At 64.7% G+C, this 20,842-nt stretch carries 21 protein-coding genes and 1 riboswitch; of the genes, 9 read left to right on the top strand and 12 right to left on the bottom strand.

Annotation, left to right across the window (positions count from 1 at the left end; translation table 11 throughout):
• The first annotated feature begins 80 nt into the window (after nt 1–80).
• The 5 genes from QUH67_RS29900 (at nt 81) to QUH67_RS29880 (ending at nt 4,431) form a co-directional block, all read left to right on the top strand.
• Nucleotides 81–1,157 (top strand): branched-chain amino acid aminotransferase, encoded by a 1,077-nt coding sequence (locus QUH67_RS29900; RefSeq protein WP_300943083.1) that lies wholly within the window; start codon nt 81–83, stop codon nt 1,155–1,157.
• Nucleotides 1,158–1,451: 294 nt separating this feature from the next.
• Nucleotides 1,452–1,934, top strand: a complete 483-nt coding sequence (locus tag QUH67_RS29895; protein ID WP_300948222.1) for a YegJ family protein — start codon at nt 1,452–1,454, stop codon at nt 1,932–1,934.
• 134 nt (nt 1,935–2,068) lie between these two features.
• Nucleotides 2,069–3,544, top strand: coding sequence for a histidine--tRNA ligase (gene hisS, locus QUH67_RS29890; protein ID WP_300943082.1), 1,476 nt, complete (start codon nt 2,069–2,071; stop codon nt 3,542–3,544).
• Nucleotides 3,545–3,649: 105 nt separating this feature from the next.
• Nucleotides 3,650–3,853 carry a tautomerase family protein gene (locus QUH67_RS29885; RefSeq protein ID WP_209840070.1) on the top strand — a complete coding sequence of 68 codons (204 nt, stop codon included), beginning with the start codon at nt 3,650–3,652 and terminating at the stop codon, nt 3,851–3,853.
• A 182-nt stretch (nt 3,854–4,035) separates the two neighbouring features.
• Complete coding sequence (locus QUH67_RS29880) at nt 4,036–4,431, top strand: thioesterase family protein (protein ID WP_300943081.1); 396 nt, start codon at nt 4,036–4,038, stop codon at nt 4,429–4,431.
• 110 nt (nt 4,432–4,541) lie between these two features.
• Here QUH67_RS29880 and proC read toward each other — a convergent pair whose 3' ends face one another.
• The 3 genes from proC to QUH67_RS29865 form a co-directional block, all read right to left on the bottom strand.
• Nucleotides 4,542–5,378 carry a pyrroline-5-carboxylate reductase gene (proC, locus tag QUH67_RS29875; protein ID WP_300943080.1) on the bottom strand — a complete coding sequence of 279 codons (837 nt, stop codon included), beginning with the start codon at nt 5,376–5,378 and terminating at the stop codon, nt 4,542–4,544.
• 165 nt (nt 5,379–5,543) lie between these two features.
• Nucleotides 5,544–6,044: a type III secretion system chaperone family protein gene (locus tag QUH67_RS29870; RefSeq protein ID WP_300943079.1), complete on the bottom strand. Its 501-nt coding sequence runs from the start codon at nt 6,042–6,044 to the stop codon at nt 5,544–5,546.
• Nucleotides 6,045–6,411: 367 nt separating this feature from the next.
• On the bottom strand, nt 6,412–8,022 hold the full coding sequence (locus QUH67_RS29865; protein WP_300943078.1) for a glycosyltransferase 87 family protein: 1,611 nt from the start codon (nt 8,020–8,022) through the stop codon (nt 6,412–6,414).
• 179 nt (nt 8,023–8,201) lie between these two features.
• On the opposite strand from QUH67_RS29865, the gene QUH67_RS29860 reads away from it, so the two are divergent.
• Nucleotides 8,202–9,722 (top strand): hypothetical protein, encoded by a 1,521-nt coding sequence (locus QUH67_RS29860; protein ID WP_300943077.1) that lies wholly within the window; start codon nt 8,202–8,204, stop codon nt 9,720–9,722.
• A gap of 12 nt (nt 9,723–9,734) precedes the next feature.
• On the opposite strand, the gene QUH67_RS29855 is transcribed toward QUH67_RS29860, so the two are convergent.
• From QUH67_RS29855 to QUH67_RS29845, 3 genes are all read right to left on the bottom strand, one after another.
• Nucleotides 9,735–10,337 (bottom strand): class I SAM-dependent methyltransferase, encoded by a 603-nt coding sequence (locus QUH67_RS29855; RefSeq protein ID WP_300943076.1) that lies wholly within the window; start codon nt 10,335–10,337, stop codon nt 9,735–9,737.
• Complete coding sequence (locus QUH67_RS29850; RefSeq protein WP_407080488.1) at nt 10,337–11,377, bottom strand: glycosyltransferase family 2 protein; 1,041 nt, start codon at nt 11,375–11,377, stop codon at nt 10,337–10,339. The genes QUH67_RS29855 and QUH67_RS29850 overlap by 1 nt, the downstream gene beginning before the upstream one ends.
• 221 nt (nt 11,378–11,598) lie before the next feature.
• Nucleotides 11,599–12,579, bottom strand: a complete 981-nt coding sequence (locus tag QUH67_RS29845) for a Bug family tripartite tricarboxylate transporter substrate binding protein (protein WP_300943074.1) — start codon at nt 12,577–12,579, stop codon at nt 11,599–11,601.
• A 173-nt stretch (nt 12,580–12,752) separates the two neighbouring features.
• A riboswitch (FMN riboswitch) is annotated at nt 12,753–12,905 on the top strand.
• Between the two features lie 78 nt (nt 12,906–12,983).
• On the opposite strand from QUH67_RS29845, the gene QUH67_RS29840 reads away from it, so the two are divergent.
• Together QUH67_RS29840 and QUH67_RS29835 are read left to right on the top strand one after the other, a co-directional pair.
• A complete protein-coding gene (locus tag QUH67_RS29840; protein ID WP_300943073.1) occupies nt 12,984–13,559 on the top strand; it encodes a 6,7-dimethyl-8-ribityllumazine synthase in 576 nt (191 codons plus the stop codon).
• Between the two features lie 213 nt (nt 13,560–13,772).
• Nucleotides 13,773–14,582: an SDR family NAD(P)-dependent oxidoreductase gene (locus tag QUH67_RS29835; protein WP_300943072.1), complete on the top strand. Its 810-nt coding sequence runs from the start codon at nt 13,773–13,775 to the stop codon at nt 14,580–14,582.
• Between the two features lie 120 nt (nt 14,583–14,702).
• Here QUH67_RS29835 and QUH67_RS29830 read toward each other — a convergent pair whose 3' ends face one another.
• Both QUH67_RS29830 and QUH67_RS29825 read right to left on the bottom strand, forming a co-directional pair.
• Nucleotides 14,703–15,656 carry a ribose-phosphate pyrophosphokinase gene (locus tag QUH67_RS29830; RefSeq protein ID WP_300943071.1) on the bottom strand — a complete coding sequence of 318 codons (954 nt, stop codon included), beginning with the start codon at nt 15,654–15,656 and terminating at the stop codon, nt 14,703–14,705.
• Nucleotides 15,657–15,829: 173 nt separating this feature from the next.
• Nucleotides 15,830–16,450, bottom strand: a complete 621-nt coding sequence (locus QUH67_RS29825; RefSeq protein ID WP_300943070.1) for a hypothetical protein — start codon at nt 16,448–16,450, stop codon at nt 15,830–15,832.
• A gap of 131 nt (nt 16,451–16,581) precedes the next feature.
• Here QUH67_RS29825 and QUH67_RS29820 point away from each other — a divergent pair, with 131 nt between their 5' ends.
• Nucleotides 16,582–17,583, top strand: coding sequence for an NADP-dependent oxidoreductase (locus QUH67_RS29820; RefSeq protein ID WP_300943069.1), 1,002 nt, complete (start codon nt 16,582–16,584; stop codon nt 17,581–17,583).
• On the opposite strand, the gene pgeF is transcribed toward QUH67_RS29820, so the two are convergent.
• From pgeF to QUH67_RS29800, 4 genes are read right to left on the bottom strand one after another with little or no spacing between them, the layout of a single operon-like run.
• Entirely contained in the window at nt 17,584–18,351 is a 768-nt protein-coding gene (gene pgeF, locus QUH67_RS29815) for a peptidoglycan editing factor PgeF (protein ID WP_300943068.1), read from the bottom strand. It lies immediately after the preceding gene.
• The gene (locus QUH67_RS29810; protein ID WP_300943067.1) at nt 18,348–19,481 is read right to left on the bottom strand and encodes a class I SAM-dependent methyltransferase; all 1,134 of its coding nucleotides are present in this window, start codon (nt 19,479–19,481) and stop codon (nt 18,348–18,350) included. Before QUH67_RS29810 ends, pgeF begins: the two co-directional genes overlap by 4 nt.
• Nucleotides 19,482–19,489: 8 nt before the next feature.
• Nucleotides 19,490–20,335: a prolipoprotein diacylglyceryl transferase gene (lgt, locus tag QUH67_RS29805; protein ID WP_300943066.1), complete on the bottom strand. Its 846-nt coding sequence runs from the start codon at nt 20,333–20,335 to the stop codon at nt 19,490–19,492.
• A gap of 5 nt (nt 20,336–20,340) precedes the next feature.
• Nucleotides 20,341–20,829 carry a GNAT family N-acetyltransferase gene (locus tag QUH67_RS29800; RefSeq protein WP_300943065.1) on the bottom strand — a complete coding sequence of 163 codons (489 nt, stop codon included), beginning with the start codon at nt 20,827–20,829 and terminating at the stop codon, nt 20,341–20,343.
• Between the last annotated feature and the right edge of the window lie 13 nt (nt 20,830–20,842).

Raw genomic sequence — 20,842 nt, 5'->3', positions numbered from 1 at the left:
GCGACGCCATCGCGCCGGTTCCGGCGGCGAAAGATCAAGGGCGAAAGCCAAGGGAAAGCCAAGGGCAGGAAGCGACGACGATGAGTTTGAAATTCGACATTCAGCCGGCGGCCAACCCGACGCCCGAGAAGGACCGCACGGCCAAGCTCGCGGACCCCGGGTTCGGACGGATCTTCACCGATCACATGGCGATCGTCCGATACAACCAGGCCAAGGGCTGGCACGACGCGCGGGTCGAATCCCGCGCCAATTTCCCGCTCGATCCGGCCACGGCGGTCCTGCACTACGCGCAGGAGATCTTCGAGGGCCTCAAGGCCTACAAGCGCGACAACGGCGTCAACCTGTTCCGGCCCGACGCCAATGCACGGCGGTTCAGGAATTCGGCCGATCGCATGGCGATGGCGCCGCTGCCCGAGGATGTGTTCATCGAGGCGGTCGAACAGCTCGTGCGGATCGACAGCGCCTGGATTCCGGGCGGCGAGGGCAGCCTCTATCTGCGGCCCTTCATGATCGCGAGCGAGATCTTCCTCGGCGTCAAGCCGTCGGCGGAATACATCTTTGCCGTCATCGCCTCGCCGGTCGGCTCCTACTTCAAGGGCGGCCCCGCGCCGGTGTCGATCTGGGTGTCGGAGAATTACACGCGCGCTGCGGTCGGCGGCACCGGCGCCGTCAAGTGCGGCGGCAACTATGCCGCCAGCCTGCGCGCGCAGGCGGAAGCGATCGAGCATGGTTGCGACCAGGTGGTGTTCCTCGATGCGATCGAGCGCCGCTACATCGAGGAGCTCGGCGGCATGAACGTGTTCTTCGTGTTCGACGACGGCTCGCTCTCGACGCCGCCGCTCGGCACTATTTTGCCCGGCATCACCCGCGACTCCATCATCGCGCTGGCCAGGGATGCCGGCAAGGTGGTGCGCGAGGAGCCGTATACGATCGAGCAGTGGCGCAAGGATGCCGCCAGCGGCAGGCTGAAGGAAGCTTTCGCCTGCGGCACCGCGGCCGTCATCTCGCCGATCGGCAAGGTGCGTTCGGCGAGCGGCGATTTCGAAATCAGTGGCGGCGCCGCCGGCCCGGTCGCGATGGGTCTGCGCAAGCAGCTGGTCGACATCCAGTACGGCCGCGCCGAAGACCCGCACGAGTGGATCAGGAAGGTCCTGTGAGGGGAGTTTTAGAGCGAAGCGGGCACCGGTTCGCTGAATAAAACGCGTCAGAACAAGAAGCTAAAGCCCGGTTCTGATCAAATCAGGACCGGCCTTTAACGGCGGAATTTTTCGCCGCTTTCACGACAGGCGACTTCCGTTCAAGTACCGGGCCGCGCGGCGAGGGCGCCCGCAGGGCGGGATGAAGTCGTGAACTGGTTGATGGCTTTATGCGACCAATTCCCCGAATTGCGAATTTCAACGCGGGAAATGGCGACGATGACTTCAGCCCTCTCAATATATTCCAGACGTATCATGGTGGCCGCCGTCGTGGCGGCTCTCGCGGGTCTCAACGCTCTCCCGGCCGCCGCCACGGCCGAAGGTCGCTCTTCGGTAATCGACGTCAACAGCGGCGACGCGGAGATGAATGCCGCGATCGCAAAGGCGCGTCGTACGCTACCGGCGTTCTGGGCCTCCTACGACGCTTCGAGACCATCGGAGACCGGCCACTCCCTCAAGGTGCGTTTCCCGAAGCCGACGAGTGGCGGCGAGCACATCTGGGTCGCCGATGTAATGAAGATCGCGGACGGCCGCTATTCGGGAAAATTCGCCAATCAGCCGCGCGATCTGCCCGGCAAGCGGGCGGGGGACGTCGCCGAGTTCAAGCAGGCCGATATCTCGGACTGGATGTTCACGCGGAACGGCAAGATCGTCGGCGGCGAGACCATCAGGCCAATGCTCAAATTAATGCCGAAGGCCGACGCCGACGCGCTTCGGGCGAGAATGGAAACGCCTTAAACGGCCTCGCGCCACCTTCTCCGACATCCGCCTGCGCCAAGGCCTTGGCGGACATGAGGGGGAAGGGAAGAAGCCACGGTTGCCCGTCCGGGCCTTGGCTGGTACCAACGCGCCCCAGGCGTTGTGGACCGAAAATGACCGAGAAACCGAAAAAACCCCAGAAACTCCGCGCCCGCCTGCCGCGCGGGCTGGAAGATCGTGGCCCGGCAGCGATTGCCGCCACACGCCGGATGGTCGAGAAAATCCGCGAGGTCTACGAGCGCTACGGCTTCGAGCCGGTGGAAACGCCGGCGATGGAGTTCACCGATGCGCTCGGTAAATTTTTGCCCGACCAGGACCGGCCGAACGAGGGCGTGTTCTCGTTCCAGGACGACGACGAGCAGTGGATCTCGCTGCGCTACGACCTGACCGCGCCATTGGCGCGCTACGTGGCGGAGAATTTCGACGCGCTGCCAAAGCCGTATCGCAGCTATCGTTTCGGCTACGTGTTCCGCAACGAGAAGCCGGGCCCTGGCCGCTTCCGCCAGTTCATGCAGTTCGATGCCGACACCGTGGGCTCCGGGTCGCCGGCGGCCGATGCCGAGATGTGCATGATGGCGGCGGACACGATGGAGGCGCTCGGCGTTCCGCGCGGCTCTTATGTGGTGAAGGTGAATAACCGCAAGGTGCTCGATGGGGTGCGCGATGCGCTCGGCATAGCCGATGACGGGCAGTGGCTGACCGTGATGCGCGCGATCGACAAGCTCGACCGTCTCGGCATTTCCGGCGTGCAGCAATTGCTGGGCGAGGGCCGTAAGGACGATTCGGGTGATTTCACCAAGGGCGCCGGCCTGAAGCCTGACGATATCGCGTTGGTCGTCGGTGCGATCGAACCGGGCGCCCAGATCGACGCGCGGCTGCGCGACAGCAAGATCGGGCAAGAGGGTCGCGACGAACTCGACGCGATCAGCAGGCTCGTCACCGCATCGGGCTACGGGTCGGATCGGATCGTCATCGATCCCTCCGTCGTGCGCGGCCTCGAATATTACACCGGCCCGGTCTACGAGGTCGAACTCACCCTCGAAACCAAGGACGAAAAGGGCCGGCCCGTTCGCTTCGGCTCGGTCGGCGGCGGTGGCCGCTATGACGGCCTTGTCTCGCGCTTCCGCGGCGAGCCGGTGCCGGCCACCGGTTTCTCCATCGGCGTGTCGCGGTTGCAGGCGGCGCTGACGATGCTCGGCAAGCTCGACACCAAGCCGGCATTCGGCCCGGTGATCGTCACGGTATTCGGCGGAGAAATCGCTGATTATCAGAAGATGGTCGCGACGCTTCGCAACGCGAATATCCGCGCCGAGCTGTATCTTGGAAATCCAAAACACAGCATTGGCCAGCAGATGAAATATGCCGACCGGCGAAACGCGCCGTGCGCGATCGTCCAGGGCTCGGATGAGCGCGCGAACGGCAAGATCCAGATCAAGGACCTCATCCTTGGCGCCGGCCTTACCGAGATCAAGGACCGCGAAGAGTATTTGAAGAAGCAGGCCGAGGCCCAGTACGAGGTCGATCAAGCCAGGCTCGTCGATGCCGTGCGCGAAGTGCTGGCGCGCCATGACGTGACGTGGAGCAATTGAAGTTGTCATACGCGGGCTTGACCCGCGTATCCATTTTCAAAATGATGGATCGCCGGGTCAAGCCCGGCGATGACGATGTGAGCAAGAGCAAAGGGAGAGACCACAATGCCTGAGATTACCGTGAGCATGGCCTTCGGCCGCACCGACGAACAGAAGGCCGGCATGATGCGCGACATCACCCAGGCGCTGGTCAAGAACCTCGGCGTCGATGCCGATGCGGTGGTGATCCAGATCAACGAAGCGCCGCTGGCCCACAAGATGAAGGGCGGCAAGACCTTCGTGGAGCGCGCGGCGGCGGCGAAGAAGTAGGGCTCTTTCTCGCTTACCCGCCCCTTGAGGGGGCGGGTCGGCACGCATCGCAAGATGCGTGACGGGGTGGGGTGATCTCTCCACTCGAGCACTGTTGGACGTGGAGAGACCGTCACCCCACCTCGGTTCGCATTGCTTGCGAACCGATCCTCCCCCTCCAGGGGAGGATAAAGAGCAGTCCCATGGACGCACGCGACTTTATCACCATCGGCATGAGCGCCGAACGCACGCTGGTGGTGCCGGCGGAGCGCACGGTCGGGCATTTCGTGCCCGGCATGCCGCTGGTGTTTGCGACGCCGATGATGATCCTGGAAATGGAGATGGCCTCCAGCGATGCGATCCGGCCGCATCTGCAGCCAGGCTGGATCACGGTCGGGACCGAGGTCGATATCCGCCATCTCGGCGCGGCGCTGGTGGGGGCTGCGGTGCGTGTCACCGGCAAGGTTGTTGCGGTGGAGCGCCGCGTGATCCGTTTTGAGGTCGAGGCTTTCGAGGGCGAGCGGAAGATCGGCGACGGCCGTCACGCGCGCGGGCTGGTCAATGCCGAGACGTTTACGAAACGGCTGGCGGGGACGTAACCGGACGATTTTGAACGGTCGTCATGCGCGGGCTTGACCCGCGCATGACGACGAAAATTTTCTCTCGATGGATTGCCGGGCCAAGCCCGGCAATGACATGCGAGAGAGATCTACTTCGCCAGCTCTTTGGAGCGCTGCGTGGCCGCGGCGACCGCGCGCGTCAGAAGCGGCTGCAGGCCGTTCGGGCCCATCAGCACATCGAGCGCGGCGGCTGTGGTGCCGCCGGGCGAGGTGACGTTCTGGCGCAGCGTGGCGGGCGCGAGCTCTGAGCGATGCAAGAGCTCGCCGGAGCCGGCGACGGTTTCGCGGGCCAGCCGCCCGGCCAGTTCCGCCGGCAGGCCGGCGGCGACACCGGCGCGCGCGAGTTCTTCGGCAAGCAGGAACACATAGGCCGGGCCGGAGCCGGAGACCGCGGTCACGGCGTCCATCAGGCTTTCCTGGTCGACCCATTCCACCGAACCGGTGGCGCGCAGCAGCGCGTCGGCCAGCGCGCGCTGCGCGGCGCTGACGCTTTTTGCCGCCACCGCCACCGTGATGCCGCGGCCGATCGCGGCGGGCGTGTTCGGCATGGCGCGCACCACGCTGCCGCCGCAGACCGCTTCGAGCACGGCGATCGGCGTACCGGCCATGATCGAGACCACCAGCGTCGACGCCCCGGCGAACGGCTTGAAGGCGGCGCCGGCCTCGCGGAACGACTGCGGTTTGACGGCGACCACCAGCGTGTCGACCTCGCCGGTCTCTTTTGCTGTGGGATTGAGCCGGATGCCTTGCGCCGCCAGCGCGGCGATCTCGGGGGCGGGCTGCGGCTCGATCACCACGACGCGCTTCGGATCGAGGCCGCCGGCCAGCCAGCCGGTCAGCATCGCGCCGCCCATCTTGCCGGCGCCGGCCAGCGCGAGGGTGCCGTGGAGGGATTGAAGGGTGTTGTTGCTCACAGCTACCACCATACGCCTGCTGTCGTCCCTGCGAACGCAGAGACCCATAACCACAGGCGTTTTAGTGAAGCGAGGAAGGGGCTACAAGCATTTTGCCTAAGCCGATAGGCCGCGGCGTATGGGTTCCTGCGTTCGCAGGAACGACGGCGAGGGTGTAGAAGCGCTGCAGCGAACTAACTACGCCTCGCCCGCGGTATCGAACATCGCCGCGCTCATCGCTTCCGGCGCGGTTTTGCCGGCCCACACCACGAACTGGAAGGCGGGGTAATAGCGCTCGCAGGCATGGATGGCGCCGGCCAGCATGGCCTCGCATTGCGCGGTCGAGGCGGTCAGCCCGCCCGGCAGCACCAGCGCCTGCCGGTACATGATCATGCCGGTATGGGTCCAGATGTCGAAATGGCCGACCCATAGTTGCTCGTTGATGGCGGCGATCAGCCGCTGCACCTCGGCGCGGCGGGCGGGGGGAATCTTCATGTCGAAGGCGGAGGCCAGATGCAGCGCCTCGATCTCGCCCATCCAGGTGAAGGAGAGCTGATAGTCGGTCCAGTCGCCTTTGGAGACGATGGTGACCTCGTCTTCGCCGGAACGCTCGAACGGCCAGTTGTTCTCGGCGGCAATGTCCTCGACTGCCGCGAGCGGGTTGTTCCGTGAATCGATAATGCCTTCGAGGAGGGACATGCCGTCTCGACCTTGTTTTTGAATTCTTCTGATACGCACACGGAGCACGGCGCGCCGTAGAACCGTGCGCCGCCGCCGGCTGCAATCCCCCCGATCGCTGATCCTCCCGGGGCTGCCGAAGCTCAACTGATGTGATTTGCGGAATCCGCGCAACTGACCCGGGAGTCCGTCCACAGGGCAAAGCGCCGTCGTCCACAGCAGATCGCGGCGATGATTAGGTTTGTGAGAACAAACCGGAATCGATTTTCAGCGTCGTGGGGTCATATCCCGGCGAAATTAACGATCTCTTAACTATTATGGCGGACCGGCCTCATTTGGCCGGCCGGCGCCCCCGACGCTACAGGATCCTGTCCCGACCCGATGTGGGCTATTTGTCGCGCGCTACCAGCGGACACGCCTGCATGGCCGTCCCCAGCCACGCACCCTCGATTTCGACGCAGGGGCGGGACGCGTCGACGCGCAGACCATAGCGTTCCAGCAGCGGTTCGCGGATCGGCTTGTCGCGCGTGTGCAGTCCCCATGTGCCGCCCGGCGGCGGGTCCTGCAACGCGGCGCGAATGCGGCGGTCGAACCTGCCGCCTTGCATGATCGGCAGGGCGATGTCGGCGATCTGATAGAACCGCGACTGCGGCGGCAGCCGCGGGGCGATATAGGCCAGCGGCTTGTCGAGCAGCAGATAGTTCGCGGGCCGTTCGAGCGATTTCGAAATCGCCGGCTGGTACGGACTGGACCAGGGGCGGCGGAACCAGTCGCCCGGTTGCGACCACAGCGCGATGGCCACGGCCACCGCCAGCAACGCCGCATTCAGGCGCAGCGGAGACAGGCGGGCCGTGCTGCCGGCCAAGACTCGCGCGATCAAGAGCACGATCAGCGGCGCGCACAACAGCTCCAGCGCCACCGCGTAGCGCTGGATCGCGAACACGCCGAGCCATGCCGCGTAGGAGACGCCGAAGAACAGCAGGAACTGGGTGTCGCGCCGCGTGAAGATATCCGTGCGCGTGACGAGGCCGCGGCCGATGCCGAGCACGATCAGGACGGTGGCGACCGCAAAGCGCGCGTCGCGGAACGGATATTCCGAGCTCCTGTTGTCGCCGACCAGCCAGTAGAAGGGATAGGCGAGCGCATCGAGCAGGCCCCGCGGCAGGAACTGCCAGTCCATGATGTTGGCCGCCATCAATTCGGGCGAGCGGAACACGGCATTGAACATCGGGAAGACGGGATTGCCGAACTCGCGCCACAGCATCAGGCTCCAGGCGCCGCCGGTTAAGAGCGCACCGGCTGCGCCGCCGATGCCAAGGCAGATCGTCGCCCGCACCGGCCGGCCGGCGGCGAGCACGGCCGCGGCGGCGCCGAAGGCGTAGACGGCATTGGTCAGCTTCAGCCCGACGGCCGCGCCGATCAGGAGGCCGGCGAGAACGTAGCGCCCCTGATTCGATTCACGTGCCGACAGGATCAAAACGCAGCCGGCGAGAATGGGCAGCGCGGTGAGAATGTCGGAGAAGCTGGTGCCGACCTCCGACAGCGTCATCGGCCCGACCGCGGCGATCAGGATCGCCGCACCGATCGCGCTCGCGGCTGCCGCTTCGCGCAACAGGACGCGGACGAGAAAATAGATCAGGAGCAGATTGAGGCCGTGCACCGCGCCCATGATCATCATGCCGTAGGGCAGCGGCAGCACATGGCGCAGATAATAGATCGGGAAATAGACGATCGGATTGAAATAGGTCTGGAAGCCCGCCGGCATCGCGTCGATGCCGTAGCGGTCGTTGATGACCGCCCAGACATTGTATTCGTGGTAGTTCATCCAGTCCCAGTTGACGTCTTCGCCAACGAACCAGGTGTAGATCGCGCCTGCCAGCAGCGCACCGAGCGCGATGGCGATCGGCGCCAAAACGCTGGTTTGAACGAGAGGCGTCCGCCAGGTCCGCGGCGCGGGCCCTGCTGCATCCGCTCCGGCAACCTCAGCGGCGTCTGTCACGCATGTTTCCTGTGCGTCGCGCGGGCGATCTGAAATGGGGCGCGATAGATACCACTAGGATGCCGGCTTTAAGGATTCGTGAATGGTTCGGCCTGCGCCGATGCGTCGCGGATCGTTCGCAAATCGTGCGTTAACGCTCCTTGGCTAGCGTCGCGAAAGCTTCCAGGCAGGATGGACCCATGACCACGGAATTCTCAGCCGCTTCGCTTCGCTCGCCGGCAGGTGCCGCGGGGCGGGAAGGGCTGGCGCCGATGCCGTGGCTGCCGATCTGCGCCGTCTTCGTCATCGCCATCGGGCTCCGGCAGGTCGTTCCGCTCAACACCGACGTGAGCTGGCTGCTCGTCATCGGCGAACGCATGCTGGACGGGCAGCGGCTGTTTCGCGATATCGTCGAGATCAATCCACCGATGGCGCCGTTCGCCTATCTGCCGGGCGTGGCGCTGGCGCGACTTCTCGGCGTCGACCCGCGGCATGTGATCGATGCGCAGCTTCTGCTGCTGGCGGCAGGTTCGCTGTTCGCGGCGTCGCGCATCCTGCGGCGCTCGCCGGCAACGGCGCCGTCGCTATCGGGCATGTTCGCGGTCTGGGCCGCGGCCGTCGTGACGATCCTGCCGATGCACGTCTTCGCGCAGCGCGAACATATCGCATTGCTCACCCTCCTGCCCGCGCTGGCGGTTTATGCGCTGCGCAGCAACCGCGAACCGTTGCCGCTGTGGGCGATCCTGATCGCCGGCGGCGGGGCCGGCATCACGCTCGCCTTCAAACCGTTCTTCGTCGTGCCGGTGGCGCTGTGCATCCTGTTTGCCGCCATCCGTTCGCGATCCTGGCGCGTGCTGTTTGCGCCGGAAAACATCATCGCGGGCGCCATCGTGGCGTCGGTCAGTCTCGGAACGTATGTCCTCTATTCCGAGTATTTTACGATCACCTATCCGCTGGTTCGCGATACCTATCTGTCGTGGTCGATGCCGGCCAAGATCATCTTCCTGAACGACGCGACGCTGATAGCGGCCATTGCGCTCGTAACGGTGCTGCTGGCGCGGCAGAAATCAAAGCCGGATCCGGCGTTGACGATAGCGCTGCTCGCCTCCGCCGGATTTGCCGTCTCGTTCTTCCTGCAGCGGCGCGGCTGGGCCTATCACTCCTACCCGATGGTCGCGGTGGCGTTGCTGGCGATGGGCTACGTCCTGACGGCGGCCGACGGCGCGGCGATGCGCTCGCGCCTTTTTGCGGCGGCATCGGGCCTCGTGATGGCAGCAATCTTGGCGTTCGGCATGCTCTGGTTCAACATCCAGATCCATGTCGGCCCGATCAAGCAAGCCATCGCGGGCCTCAAACCGAATCCCCGCATCCTGATGCTGAGCGGCGAGGCCGCGCTCGGGCATCCGCTGGTGCGCGACGTCGGCGGGGTGTGGGTTTCCCGGCAGGAGAATCTGTGGCTCCGGGTGTTCACGCGGCTGACCCGCGAAAAGACCGTCGTGGACGCCGCGACCGATGCAAGGCTGAACGGCTATCTGGCGCTGGAGCGCCAATGGCTGATCGAGGATTTCAAGAAGCTGCCGCCCGACATCATCCTGGTCGATAATCTGCGCGACGGATGGGGCGATTGGGTGCGCGCCGACGCCGAACTGACGGAGCTGTTCAAGCCGTATGCGCTGGTACGTTCGGTCGAAGGCGTCGACATCCTGAAACGGGCGGATTGATCCGCGCCGGCGTCATTTCTGCATCACGCCGATCGCAAACGTGTAGGGCAGCCGCGCCAGGTCCTCTCGAATGGCGAGCTTCACCTTGGCAAACGCACTGCCGAGCACCCTGTTGTAGCCGTCTTCATTGCGGATGAATTCGCCGCGGTCGTTGTCGAGCAGCCATTTCGCGATCGGCGACTGGCCGTTGCGGTAGCAGGGGTCGGTGGTGAACAGGACACCGTCGTCCTTCAGGACGTCGCGGATATTGGCGAGCGTGGCCTTCAGGTCGTCGTCGCCGATGTGGTGCAGGACGCCATTCATCATCACGAGGTCGGCGCCGGCGAATTCACGGGCGGCGGCGGCATCGAAATAGCGGCAATGAAACGTGCCGAGGTGGCCGAACGAACGCCTGGCATAGGCGATGTAGGTCTCGTCGATGTCGAAGCCGTCATAGATCGTGCCTTCGGGCAGATATTGTACGATGTGGCCCGGCCCGCATCCGATATCGATCACCCGCATGCCCGGCCGCATGGTGAGGTAATCCGCGATCGCCTTGATGCGGGCGCCGAAGAATCCTCCGGCGCTTTGATAGGCCTGGTAGAGCGCGGGGTGGCTCAGGATCATCGCCTTCATCAGGAAGCCTCGTAGATTTCGCTGCGCATGCCGGATTCCGACTGGGCCAGCAACGTCATCAGCGGCGCCTGTTCGAGATTGTCCCGTCCGTCCGCGGCCGCGTGCGGCAGCCGTCCGCGCCGGTGAATATGCGAGATCACGAACAGCGGCCGGTTCTTCGATTGAATATAGATGCGGCCGACATATTCCCCGATCAGGCCGAGCACGAGAAGCTGGACCGAGGAAATCATCACGACCAGCAGCGTCAAGCTGGTCCATCCCGGCACGGCGCCGGAAAGAATCCAGACGATCACCGCGTAGACGCCGATCAGCGTGAGCCCGGTCGTCAGCAGCGCGCCGACATAGGTCGCGATCCGCAGCGGCACCATTGAGAAGCTGATCAGCGCGTCGAGCGCAAAGCCGATCATCTTCGCCAGCGGATACTTTGTGCTGCCGGCGTAGCGCGGGTTGCGGTCGTATTCATAGGCGACCTGCTTGTAGCCGAGCCATGCGACCATGCCGCGGATGAAGCGGTCGTGCTCGGGCATCTGCACGAGCTGGTCGGAGATGCGCCGGCTCATCAGGCGGAAGTCGCCGGTATCGACGGGGATGTGAACGCGCGTGATGCGCGCGAGCAGGCGATAAAACGCCTCGGCGGATTTTTTCTTGAAGCGGGTTTCACCAGCGCGGCTGCGGCGCAGGCCGTAGACGACATCGGCGCTCTCGCGCACCATCATGTCGTACATCGGCGTCAGCAGCTCCGGCGGATCCTGCAGGTCGGCATCGATGACGAGCACTACGTCGCCGCGGACGGTGGAGAGCCCCGCGGTCAGCGCCAGCTGATGGCCGTGGTTACGGGCGAGCCGGACGGCAACGACGTTGCGGTCTTCCGCCGAGAGTTCGTTGATCAGCTTCCAGGTGCCGTCGGTGGAGCCGTCGTCGATCATGATCAGTTCGTAGCGCTGCCCGCACAGCGCGCGCGCCGCTTCCGTCATCTGCCGGTGGAATTCGCGTAGGCCTTCCGCCTCGTTGCAGCAGGGCACAACGATCGACAGAAACATTCTGGCGGGGCGCGGCATCGCGTCCTGGATTTGCATTGGAATGGCAGCCCGTCCGGCAATGGGTTTGGTTCGACTTTTCTGCCGGCAATCATCGATCAGGCGCGTTAATTGTTCATCAATTTCTGAGTCGCAAGCGAGTCCATTCCGGTGCTGCCGCGGGGCGCGCCGTCGATCGAACGCGATGCAATTAATAGAATGTTAGACGTCGAGGCGACGCAGGCTCATTCCGGCTTGAGGCCGCCGGCGCGCACCACCTTGCCCCACTTCTCGGTTTCGTCGGCGATCAGTTTGCCGAAATCGGCCGGCGGGCCCGGCATCGGATCGCCGCCGATCGCGGCGAGTTTTGCCTTCATGCCGGGATCGGCGATCGCGGCGTTGATCTCCTTGTTGAGTTTGTCGACGATCTCGGCCGGCGTGTTTTTCGGCGCGGCGAAACCGTACCACTGACTCGCTTCATAGCCCGCCACGGTATCCGCGACCGTCGGAACGTTGGGGAGGTCCGGCATGCGCGTGGCCGTGGTCACCGCGAGCGCACGCAGCTTGCCGGTCTTGACGTGGTCGGCGGTGCCCGGCGCCGCCGCAAACAGGATCTGCACCTGGCCGCCGAGCAGGTCGGTCAGCGCCGGCCCCTGGCCGCGATAGGGCACGTGCACCATGTCGACGCCGGTCATCATCTTGAACAGTTCGCCCGCCATGTGCGGCGCGCTGCCGCTGCCGGCCGAGGCCATGTTGACCTTGCCGGGATTGGCCTTGGCGTAGGCGATGAATTCGGCAAGCGTCTGCGCCGGCACCGCGGGGTTGACCAGCACCACCATCGGCACGCGGATGACGCCGGCGACCGGCGCGATGTCGCGGACGAAATTGAAATTGAGCTTTTCGTAGAGCGAAGCGTTGACCGCGTTCGGCACCGTCGCCAGCAGCAGCGTGTAGCCGTCCGGCGCGGCGTTCACCACCGCCTCGGTGCCGATATTGCCGGCGGCGCCGGTGCGGTTCTCGACCACGAAGGGCTGCCCGAAACGGTCGGCCAGCCACTGCCCGATCAGGCGCGCGGTGATGTCGACGCCGCCGCCGGCGGAAAAGCCCGCGACGATTTTCGCTGGCCGCGTCGGATAATCGAGCGCGGAGGCCGGTTGCGGCGAGACGGCGATGGCGAGCAGTGCGCCGGCGAGCGTGAGAATATTGCGGCGAAGCCAAAAATTCATGTCGAGCGTCCCCCTGTTAGCAGCAAGCCTATTCCAATTGCCGCGCTTTAAGTAAGGGCGTCCGCGCGTCCTGTCCCGGCGGCATGGAGACATGACGGTTGCCCATATCAAGGTGCTTGCTGACGCCCCGGCCTTGGTCATATTGTTTGTTCAGGTCGTCCATTCCGGGCGGCCGATGTTCTCAGGGCGGGGTGAAAATCCCCACCGGCGGTAAGGGTGACGTCGCCCAAGCCCGCGAGCGCCTTCTTCTCTCCCGAGAGGAAGGGTCAGCAGATTCGGTGTGATTCCGAAGCCGACGGTTACAGTCCGGATGAAAGAGAACGGTTTGCGGCGGCCCTCGTGCGTTTGCGCGCGGGCTGACGTCGTTCCGTGTGCCCTGATTCTGGTCCTGAAAGAGGAAAGCCATGAATCAGATGTTGCTAGAACCTGAAGTCCAATCCCCACCGCAGACCACGGAGGCCAATGGCACGCCCGATGTGCCCGAGCGTCCGGTGCATCCGCGTTTCGTCAAGCCGCAGCGCATCGCCTTCGTGCAGGCGTCCTGGCACCGCGACGTCGTCGAAGAATGCCGCATCGCGTTCCTCGAGGAGATCGAGGCGCGGCATATCTCGCGGGCGCAGGTCGATCTGTTCGAAGTGCCGGGCTCGTTCGAGATACCGCTGCACGCGCAACTGCTCGCCAAGACGCGACGCTACACGGCCATTGTAGCGGCCGGCCTCGTGGTCGATGGCGGCATCTACCGCCACGAATTCGTCGCCGATACCGTGATCAAGGCGCTGATGGACGTGCAGCTGAAGACCGAGGTGCCGGTGTTCTCGGCGGTGCTGACGCCGCAGCAGTTCCATGACAGCGCCGTGCACCACGAGTTCTTCCGCAAGCATTTCGTCATCAAGGGCATCGAGGTCGCGCAAGCCTGCGCCAGTACGCTGCACAGCCTGGAAAGGCTGCGCGGGCAGGTCGCGGCGGGGATCGTGGGTTAAAGGGATCGTGGGGTAAGCTTCTCGCGATCGGCTGATTGTCTCCCACCGCCGCGTCTATCGACTCGGCGGTGGGAGAGGCATGCCCGTGCAGACGGGCATGCTGAGACGATCATGTTATGAGGACGCAATCCCGGGTCACTGACAACTTGCTTGGTGCACCCGTGCTTTCGGCTATGCTGCTCTCATCAGTTCACCAACCAAGAGTGATCGAACATGGCAGGGATGGATTCGTCGGATTGGCTCGGCCTGTCGGGCCGCGTTTGCGTCGTGACCGGCGGGGGCGGCGGCATCGGCCGCGCCACGGCGGTCAGTTTTGCCAAAGCGGGCGCCCGCGTAGCGGCGATCGATCGCGACGAAGGCGGGCTTGAAGCGACGCTGGCCGAGCTGCGCAAGCTCGGCGACGGGCATCTCGTCGTCGGCTGCGACACGACAAGCACCGAGAGCGTCACCGCCGCGTCCGAGAGAATCGAAAAGTCGCTCGGGCCGTGCGGCGTGCTGGTCAACACCGCGGCCATTCTGCGCCCCGGCGCGCTCGACACCTTGTCGCTTGCCGAATGGAACAGCGTGCTCGCCGTCAACCTGACCGGCTATTTCATCTGCGCGCAGGCGTTCGGCCGGCAGATGCGCGGGCTCGGCCGCGGCAGCCTGGTTCATGTGGCCTCAATTGCCGGCAGCAACGCGCAAGGGCAGAGCGGCGCCTACAGCGTCAGCAAGGCCGGCGTGATCATGCTGTCGCGGCAGCTCGCCAACGAGTGGGGTCCGCACGGCATCCGCAGCAACGTCGTCAGCCCCGGCATGGTGATCACGCCGATGAGCCAGGCATTCTACGATACGCCCGGGGTGACCGAGCGGCGCTCGGCGGTGGTGCCGATGCGGCGGGTCGGCATGCCGCAGGACATGGCCGATGCCATCCTGTTCCTCGCCAGCGACCGGGCGTCCTACGTCAACGGCGACGAGATCATGGTCGACGGCGGCTATGCGAACATGCTGATGAACCTGGTGCCGCGGCCGGGATTTGAGTGACTGTCAAATCCTCATGGTGAGGAGCGCGCGCGTGCGCGCGTCTCGAACCATGTGGCCCGGCTGGTGCCATTCATCCTTCGAGACGCGCGAAGAGGCGCTCCTCGGGATGAGGTCTGATACTCAGTCGAACAGGCTCGATACCGATTCTTCCGCGGCCGTGCGGCTGATCGCTTCGGCGATCAAAGGCGCGATCGAGAGCGTGCGGATGTTGGGCGCCTTGACGACGGCCTCAGTCGGCAGAATGGAGTCCGTGATGACGAGCTCCTTCAGCCGCGAACCTGCGATACGCGCGGCGGCGCCACCGGACAGCACGCCGTGGGAGATGTAGGCGTAGACGTCCTTGGCGCCATTGGCGAGCAGCGCATCGGCCGCGTTCACCAGCGTGCCGCCGGAATCGACGATGTCGTCGATCAGGATGCAGGTGTAGCCGGCGCAGTCGCCGATCACGTTCATGACTTCGGATTCGCCGGCGCGTTCGCGGCGCTTGTCGATGATCGCCAGCGGGGCGTTGATGCGCTTGGAGAGGCCGCGGGCGCGGACCACGCCGCCGACGTCAGGCGACACCACCATCACGTTGGCGAGGTCGAAGCGTTCCTTGATATCGCGCACCATCAGCGGCGAGGCGTAGAGATTGTCGGTCGGGATGTCGAAGAAGCCCTGGATCTGGCCGGCGTGGAGATCGAGCGTCATGACGCGGTCGACGCCGGCATGGGTGATCAGGTTGGCCACCAGCTTGGCAGATATCGGCGCACGCGAGCCGACCTTGCGGTCCTGCCGGGCGTAGCCGAAATAGGGGATCACAGCGGTGATGCGGCGCGCGGACGAGCGGCGCAACGCATCGGTGATGATGAGGAGTTCCATCAGATGGTCGTTGGCCGGATACGACGTCGACTGGATGATGAAGGCATCCGAGCCGCGCACGTTCTCGAGGACCTCGACGAAAATCTCGTTGTCGGCAAACCGGCGGACGCTGGCCTTGGTCAGCGGCAGGTCCAGCCCTTGGGCGATGGCCTGCGCCAGAACCGGATTGGAATTGCCGGCGACCAGCTTGATCGAGCCGTTCTTGGCCGACATGGACGCTTCTCCTCGCGCCTTGCTGGATACGACGTTCAGCATATCGAGAAATCCTCGGGAAACCGGCGCGTTTCGATGGGCGAGGAGATATCAGGCAGGGGGCTCGGCTGGCAACCCGTCGGCCCGGTTTTCCCGGTCAAAAAACGGCCGATTCGTGACTTTTACGGGATCGGTTACTGGGCGCTAAAGGCGAGCACGGCGACCGCGGACGCATCCTGGGCGGGTACGGCATTTTCCATGCTCGCCACCGCTGGGCCGCGGCGCTCGGGAGCCGGGACAGGTGCATCAGGCGTTCCGTTAATCATACCCGACAGGCCGCTGAGGCCGGCCTGCGCTATCTTGCGCAACACGAGGTCGTCGGCGGCGGCCCAGGCATCGCGTCCGGCCTTGCCGGTGGCTTCCTCGCCGGACAGCCGCAGCGTCCGCTGCTGGTTGTTGTCGTAGACGTCCCACACCCAGGCGATCACGGCCTTGCCGCGCACCACCTGCGCCGACAGATAACTGCGCACGCGATAGGACGCGCGGCCCTCGCGGGAGACGATCGACAAATTGCGCAGCTTCGATTCGCTGTCGAGCACGCTGACCATGCGGTCGAAGACTTGCGGCGGCGGGCCGTCGATCGATTCGAACGTCACGGTCTGGCCGCCGCCCACGGCAGCCATCGCATTGGACGTGCTGCCTGTTGCGCCGCCGTTGGTGGCGCAGCCACCCAGGGCGGCCGCGACGGCAATAAGCGCCGCCGCGATGAGGGCGCGGGAAGCCGGCAGGCACGAAGCAGGGACAGGGACGCTCATGGTTCCCTCCGATATCGTTAAAACCTGTTAAGGTCTAGGGCGGCCGGCGTCCCGGCCCGCCAAAAAGATTGCGGCCGGCCTGTCCCCGCTCTCCTTGTTGTCGCCCGAATCCTTCGCCTGCAGGATGACCGATGCGAGCCTTCCTTCTCGATGGCTATGGTGCGATCGCCGATCACGTCCGTCTGGCTGAGATTGCCGAACCCATGCCGGGCTCTGACGACGTCCTGATCGACATCCATGCCGCCAGCCTCAATCCGATCGACTTCAAGATCGTGCATGGCGATCTCAAGCGCGTCTCGAATTACCGGTTGCCGCGCCCGTTCGGTTTCGATGCTTCTGGAATCGTGCTGGCCGCAGGCGCGCGCGCGGCCCGCTTCAAGCCGGGCGACGCGGTCTACGCGCGCGCCCCGCGCGAGGCCATCGGCACCTTTGCCGAGAAGATCGCGCTGTCGGAGAAATTCGTGGCGCTGAAGCCCGCTGCCGTCTCGTATGCGCAAGCTGCGGCGCTGCCGCTGGTGGGACTGACGACCCTGCAGGGATTTTCGCGCGTCAAGGCCCACGCCGGCCAGCGCATTCTGATCCACGCCGGCTCCGGCGGGATCGGCACCTTCGCGATTCAATATGCGAAGCATCTTGGGCTCGAGGTGACGACGACCACGAGCTCGAAAAATGTCGACTTCGTCAAATCGCTCGGCGCCGACAGGGTTATTGCTTATGACCGCGAAAACTATCTCGATGTCGGCGGCGGCTACGACATCGTCTACGACACGCTGGGCGGCGCCTTCACCGTCGACGCCTTCAAGGTGGTGAAGCGGGGCGGCACCGTGATCTCGCTGAGCGGTCCGCCCGATCGCGATTTCGCCCGGCGCGAGGGCAAGGGGTTTGTGGTTCGCGCGGCGATCTGGCTGATGAGCCGCAGTGTCTATGCGGCGAGCGCGCAAGCCGGGGCATCCTATTGCTGGTTCTTCACCGAGCCGAGCGGCGAGCAATTGCGCGAGATCGCGGACCTTGTCGATCGCGGCGCGATCAAGCCGGTGATCGATCGCGAATTCGCCTTCGAGCAGTTGCCCGACGCGCTGAGCTATCTCGAAGCCGGCCGGGCGCGGGGCAAGGTGGTGTTGAAGGTGAAGTAGCTACTCGCTTTCCAGCGCGATGGCGTGGACGTGGCGGCCGTAGTCCGGCTCCTTGCGGTGCACCGAGCGGCGGTAGCTGAAGAAGCGCTCGTCGGAATAGGTGTCGACGCCGGCATCGTCGATCATCAGGATGCCGGCATTTTCCAGCCGCATCCGGATGTAGCCGGCGAGGTCGAACATCGCGTGGCCCGCGCGATCGGCGGGGATGAAGAATACGCCGTTCTCGGCGTCGGCATCCAGAAAGCGCTCGACGAATTCGCTGCCGACTTCATAGGAGGGCTGGCGGATCAGGGGACCGATGGCGGCGACGATGCAGGAGCGGTCGGCGCCGAGTTTCTCCATGGCGTCGATGGTGGATTCCAGCACGCCGGTCAGCGCACCCTTCCAGCCGGCATGCGCCGCGCCGATCACGCGCGCGCCGGCGTCGGCGAACAAGATCGGGCCGCAATCGGCGGCGGTGACGCCGATGGCGATGCCTTCGGTGCGGGTGACGATCGCGTCGGCGCGCGGCCTGTCGCCCGGCCAGGGTCCGGTCGCTACCACGACGTCGGGCGAGTGGATCTGGTGCACGCTGACAAAATTCGTGGGCGTCACGCCGATCCGTTCGGCCATGCGTCGGCGGTTCTCCGCGACGTGGGCCGGGTCGTCGCTGGAGCCGAGCCCGCCGTTGAGCCCCTGATAGATTCCATTGGACACCCCGCCCTCGCGGGTGAAGAACGCGTGGCGCAGCCCGGGAATGGCTGCAAGCAGCGACGATCCGAACATCATTCTGCTGCGTCTCCCGGCGCCGGCGCTGATGGTTCGTCGCTGAGGCCCGCGACCATGGCGAGGTTGGGCTCGGTGACCGCAAGCACCTTGAACATCGATCCCATGCCGCCGCGGCCGCTGTCGGTCAGCCGTTTCAGCGCGGCGGAAATATCGTCGGAAACTTCCGGCGTGGCCTTGCCCATCAACGTGATCGCCCGCGTCTCGATGCCGAGCCGCTTGAGAAAGTCGCCCTGCGTCACAGGGCCATGCACGCGCGCGCCGACGTCTTCCGCCGCGCGCGCCAGCGCCTGGAAATCGACATGGGCGGTGACGTCGGCCTGGCCCGGATGCTTCAGGGGATCAGCGAAGCTGTGGCGGGCGATCGCCTGAAACGTATCGCCGGCGTCGCTGCGCATGTGGCCGTAGTCGATGACCAGCATCGCGCCGCCCTGGTCGCGTACCCGCGTGGCGATCTTCATCATCTCGCTGTCCGGCCGCCACTCGAAAACGGCGCCGATCGGGGCTGCGCGCACCAGCGGCGGCAGCAGCACCTCGAAGCGAGGTATCGGTTCTTCCGCAGCGCCGAATGACAGTTTGCCGTCGTCGTCGAGATTGACGACACGCTCGTGCCAGCCGGTCTCGCGTCGAACCGCCTGATGAACCGGCAGCACGTCGAAATATTCGTTGGCCAGAATGACCGCGGGGCCATCAGGCACGTCATCGAGGCTGTCATGCCAGCTGATGTTGCGCGCTCCCGACAGCGTCGCGCGCTGTCTCTCGCGCAGCACCGGGTTGATCTCGACGAGATGGATATCGATCGATTCGTAAAGTGGCGGCAGCACGCGGATGGCGCGGAGCGCATCTGCCATCATGGTGCCGCGGCCCGGGCCGAGCTCGATCAGCCGCAGCTTCGAGGGCGAGCCGATCGACTTCCACACCGATGCCGTCCACAGGCCGAGCAACTCGCCGAACATCTGGCTGACCTCGGGCGCGGTGGTGAAATCGCCCTCGCGGCCCAACGGATCGCGCGATACGTAATAGCCGTGTTCGGGATGCGTCAGGCACAGCTTCATGTAGCGCCAGACCGGCATCGGTCCCGACGATCGGATCAGCTTTTGGATCTCTGCCTGCAACGGTGAAAGTTCGGTCACGGCCCGCCTTAAGTCGACTTCTGTATAGGCGCTGGCGTCCCGCCGCGCCATGCCCTCACGATCAGGATGGCGCCGACGATGATCATCGGCACCGACAACAGCATACCCATGGTCAGCCCGCCCCACAAAAATCCGAGTTGCGGGTCCGGTTCACGGAAAAACTCGCTGGTGATACGTGCCAGACCATAGATCGCGATGAAGCTGCCGAGGATCAGGCCGGGCCGCTTCAAGGCCCCCATCCGGACCATGACCGCCAGGATCGCGAACAGCAGGATGCCTTCGAGGGCCGCTTCGTAGAGCTGGCTTGGATGACGGAAAAGCTGCTTCGCGTCGTCGGGAAAGATCATCCGCCAGGGCACGCTGGCATCCGCCTCGCGCCCCCACAGCTCGCCCTTGATGAAGTTGGCAATGCGGCCGAGGAAAATTCCGATCGGCGCGACCGCAGTGGTGATGTCGCCGAGCGACAGGATGGAGATATTGTTCTTCAGCGCAAACAACATCACCGCGGCGACGCAGCCAAGGAAGCCGCCATGAAAGGACATGCCGCCTTCCCATAGTTTGAAAATGGCGAGGGGATGCTCGATGAACAGGGGAAGATTGTAGAACAGCACATAGCCGGTGCGGCCGCCGAGGATGATGCCGAGGGTGACCCAGAGAATAAAGTCGTCGAGCTGTACGGGCGCGATCGGCGCCGGCCCGGCCCATAATTTCTCGCTTTTAATCAGCGCCCGCGCATAGATCCACCCGATCACGATGCCGGAGATATAGGCCAGCGCATACCATCGGATCGCGAACGGTCCGATTGAGATGGCGACGGGGTCGATTGCCGGAAAGGCGATGGTGAGGAATTGCATCTGGCTCACAGGGCTTTGGTGTAGACCGCGTAGGCTGCGCCGAAGATCGGCGGAGCGTCATAGGCTTTGGCAAACCCCATCCTCAGATACATCGGCAGGGCGACCGACATGATCGGGCTGGTATGGAGCGCGATGATCGGCGACCCGTCGCGGCTGGCTCTGGCAATACATTCATCGCTCAAGGCTCGCCCAACTCCTTTTACGCGAAACGCGGGGTCGACGACCAGCATACGAATGATGGGCCAGCGTTGATCGAAGAACGCGGCTTTTCGACTGTCCGGCCGGAAATAGGCAACAGCGCCTGCGAGTTTGCCCTGGAGCTCGGCAATGATGACTTCTCCGCCCACGCTGAGTGCCGACGTTTTTGACAGGCCGGCAAGCATCGCCGGCCAGTCGCCGTAATGGTCCCGGAACTGTTCAAAGGCCGAGACCGCAAGCCGGTTCAGATCTTCCGCGTCCGCATTCTGGTAATCCCTGAGCCGGATTTCTGTCATCGCCGTTTCGCGA

The organism is Bradyrhizobium roseum (genome assembly GCF_030413175.1).
GTDB lineage: Bacteria > Pseudomonadota > Alphaproteobacteria > Rhizobiales > Xanthobacteraceae > Bradyrhizobium > Bradyrhizobium roseum.
This window is presented reverse-complemented; position numbering and strand designations above follow the sequence as displayed.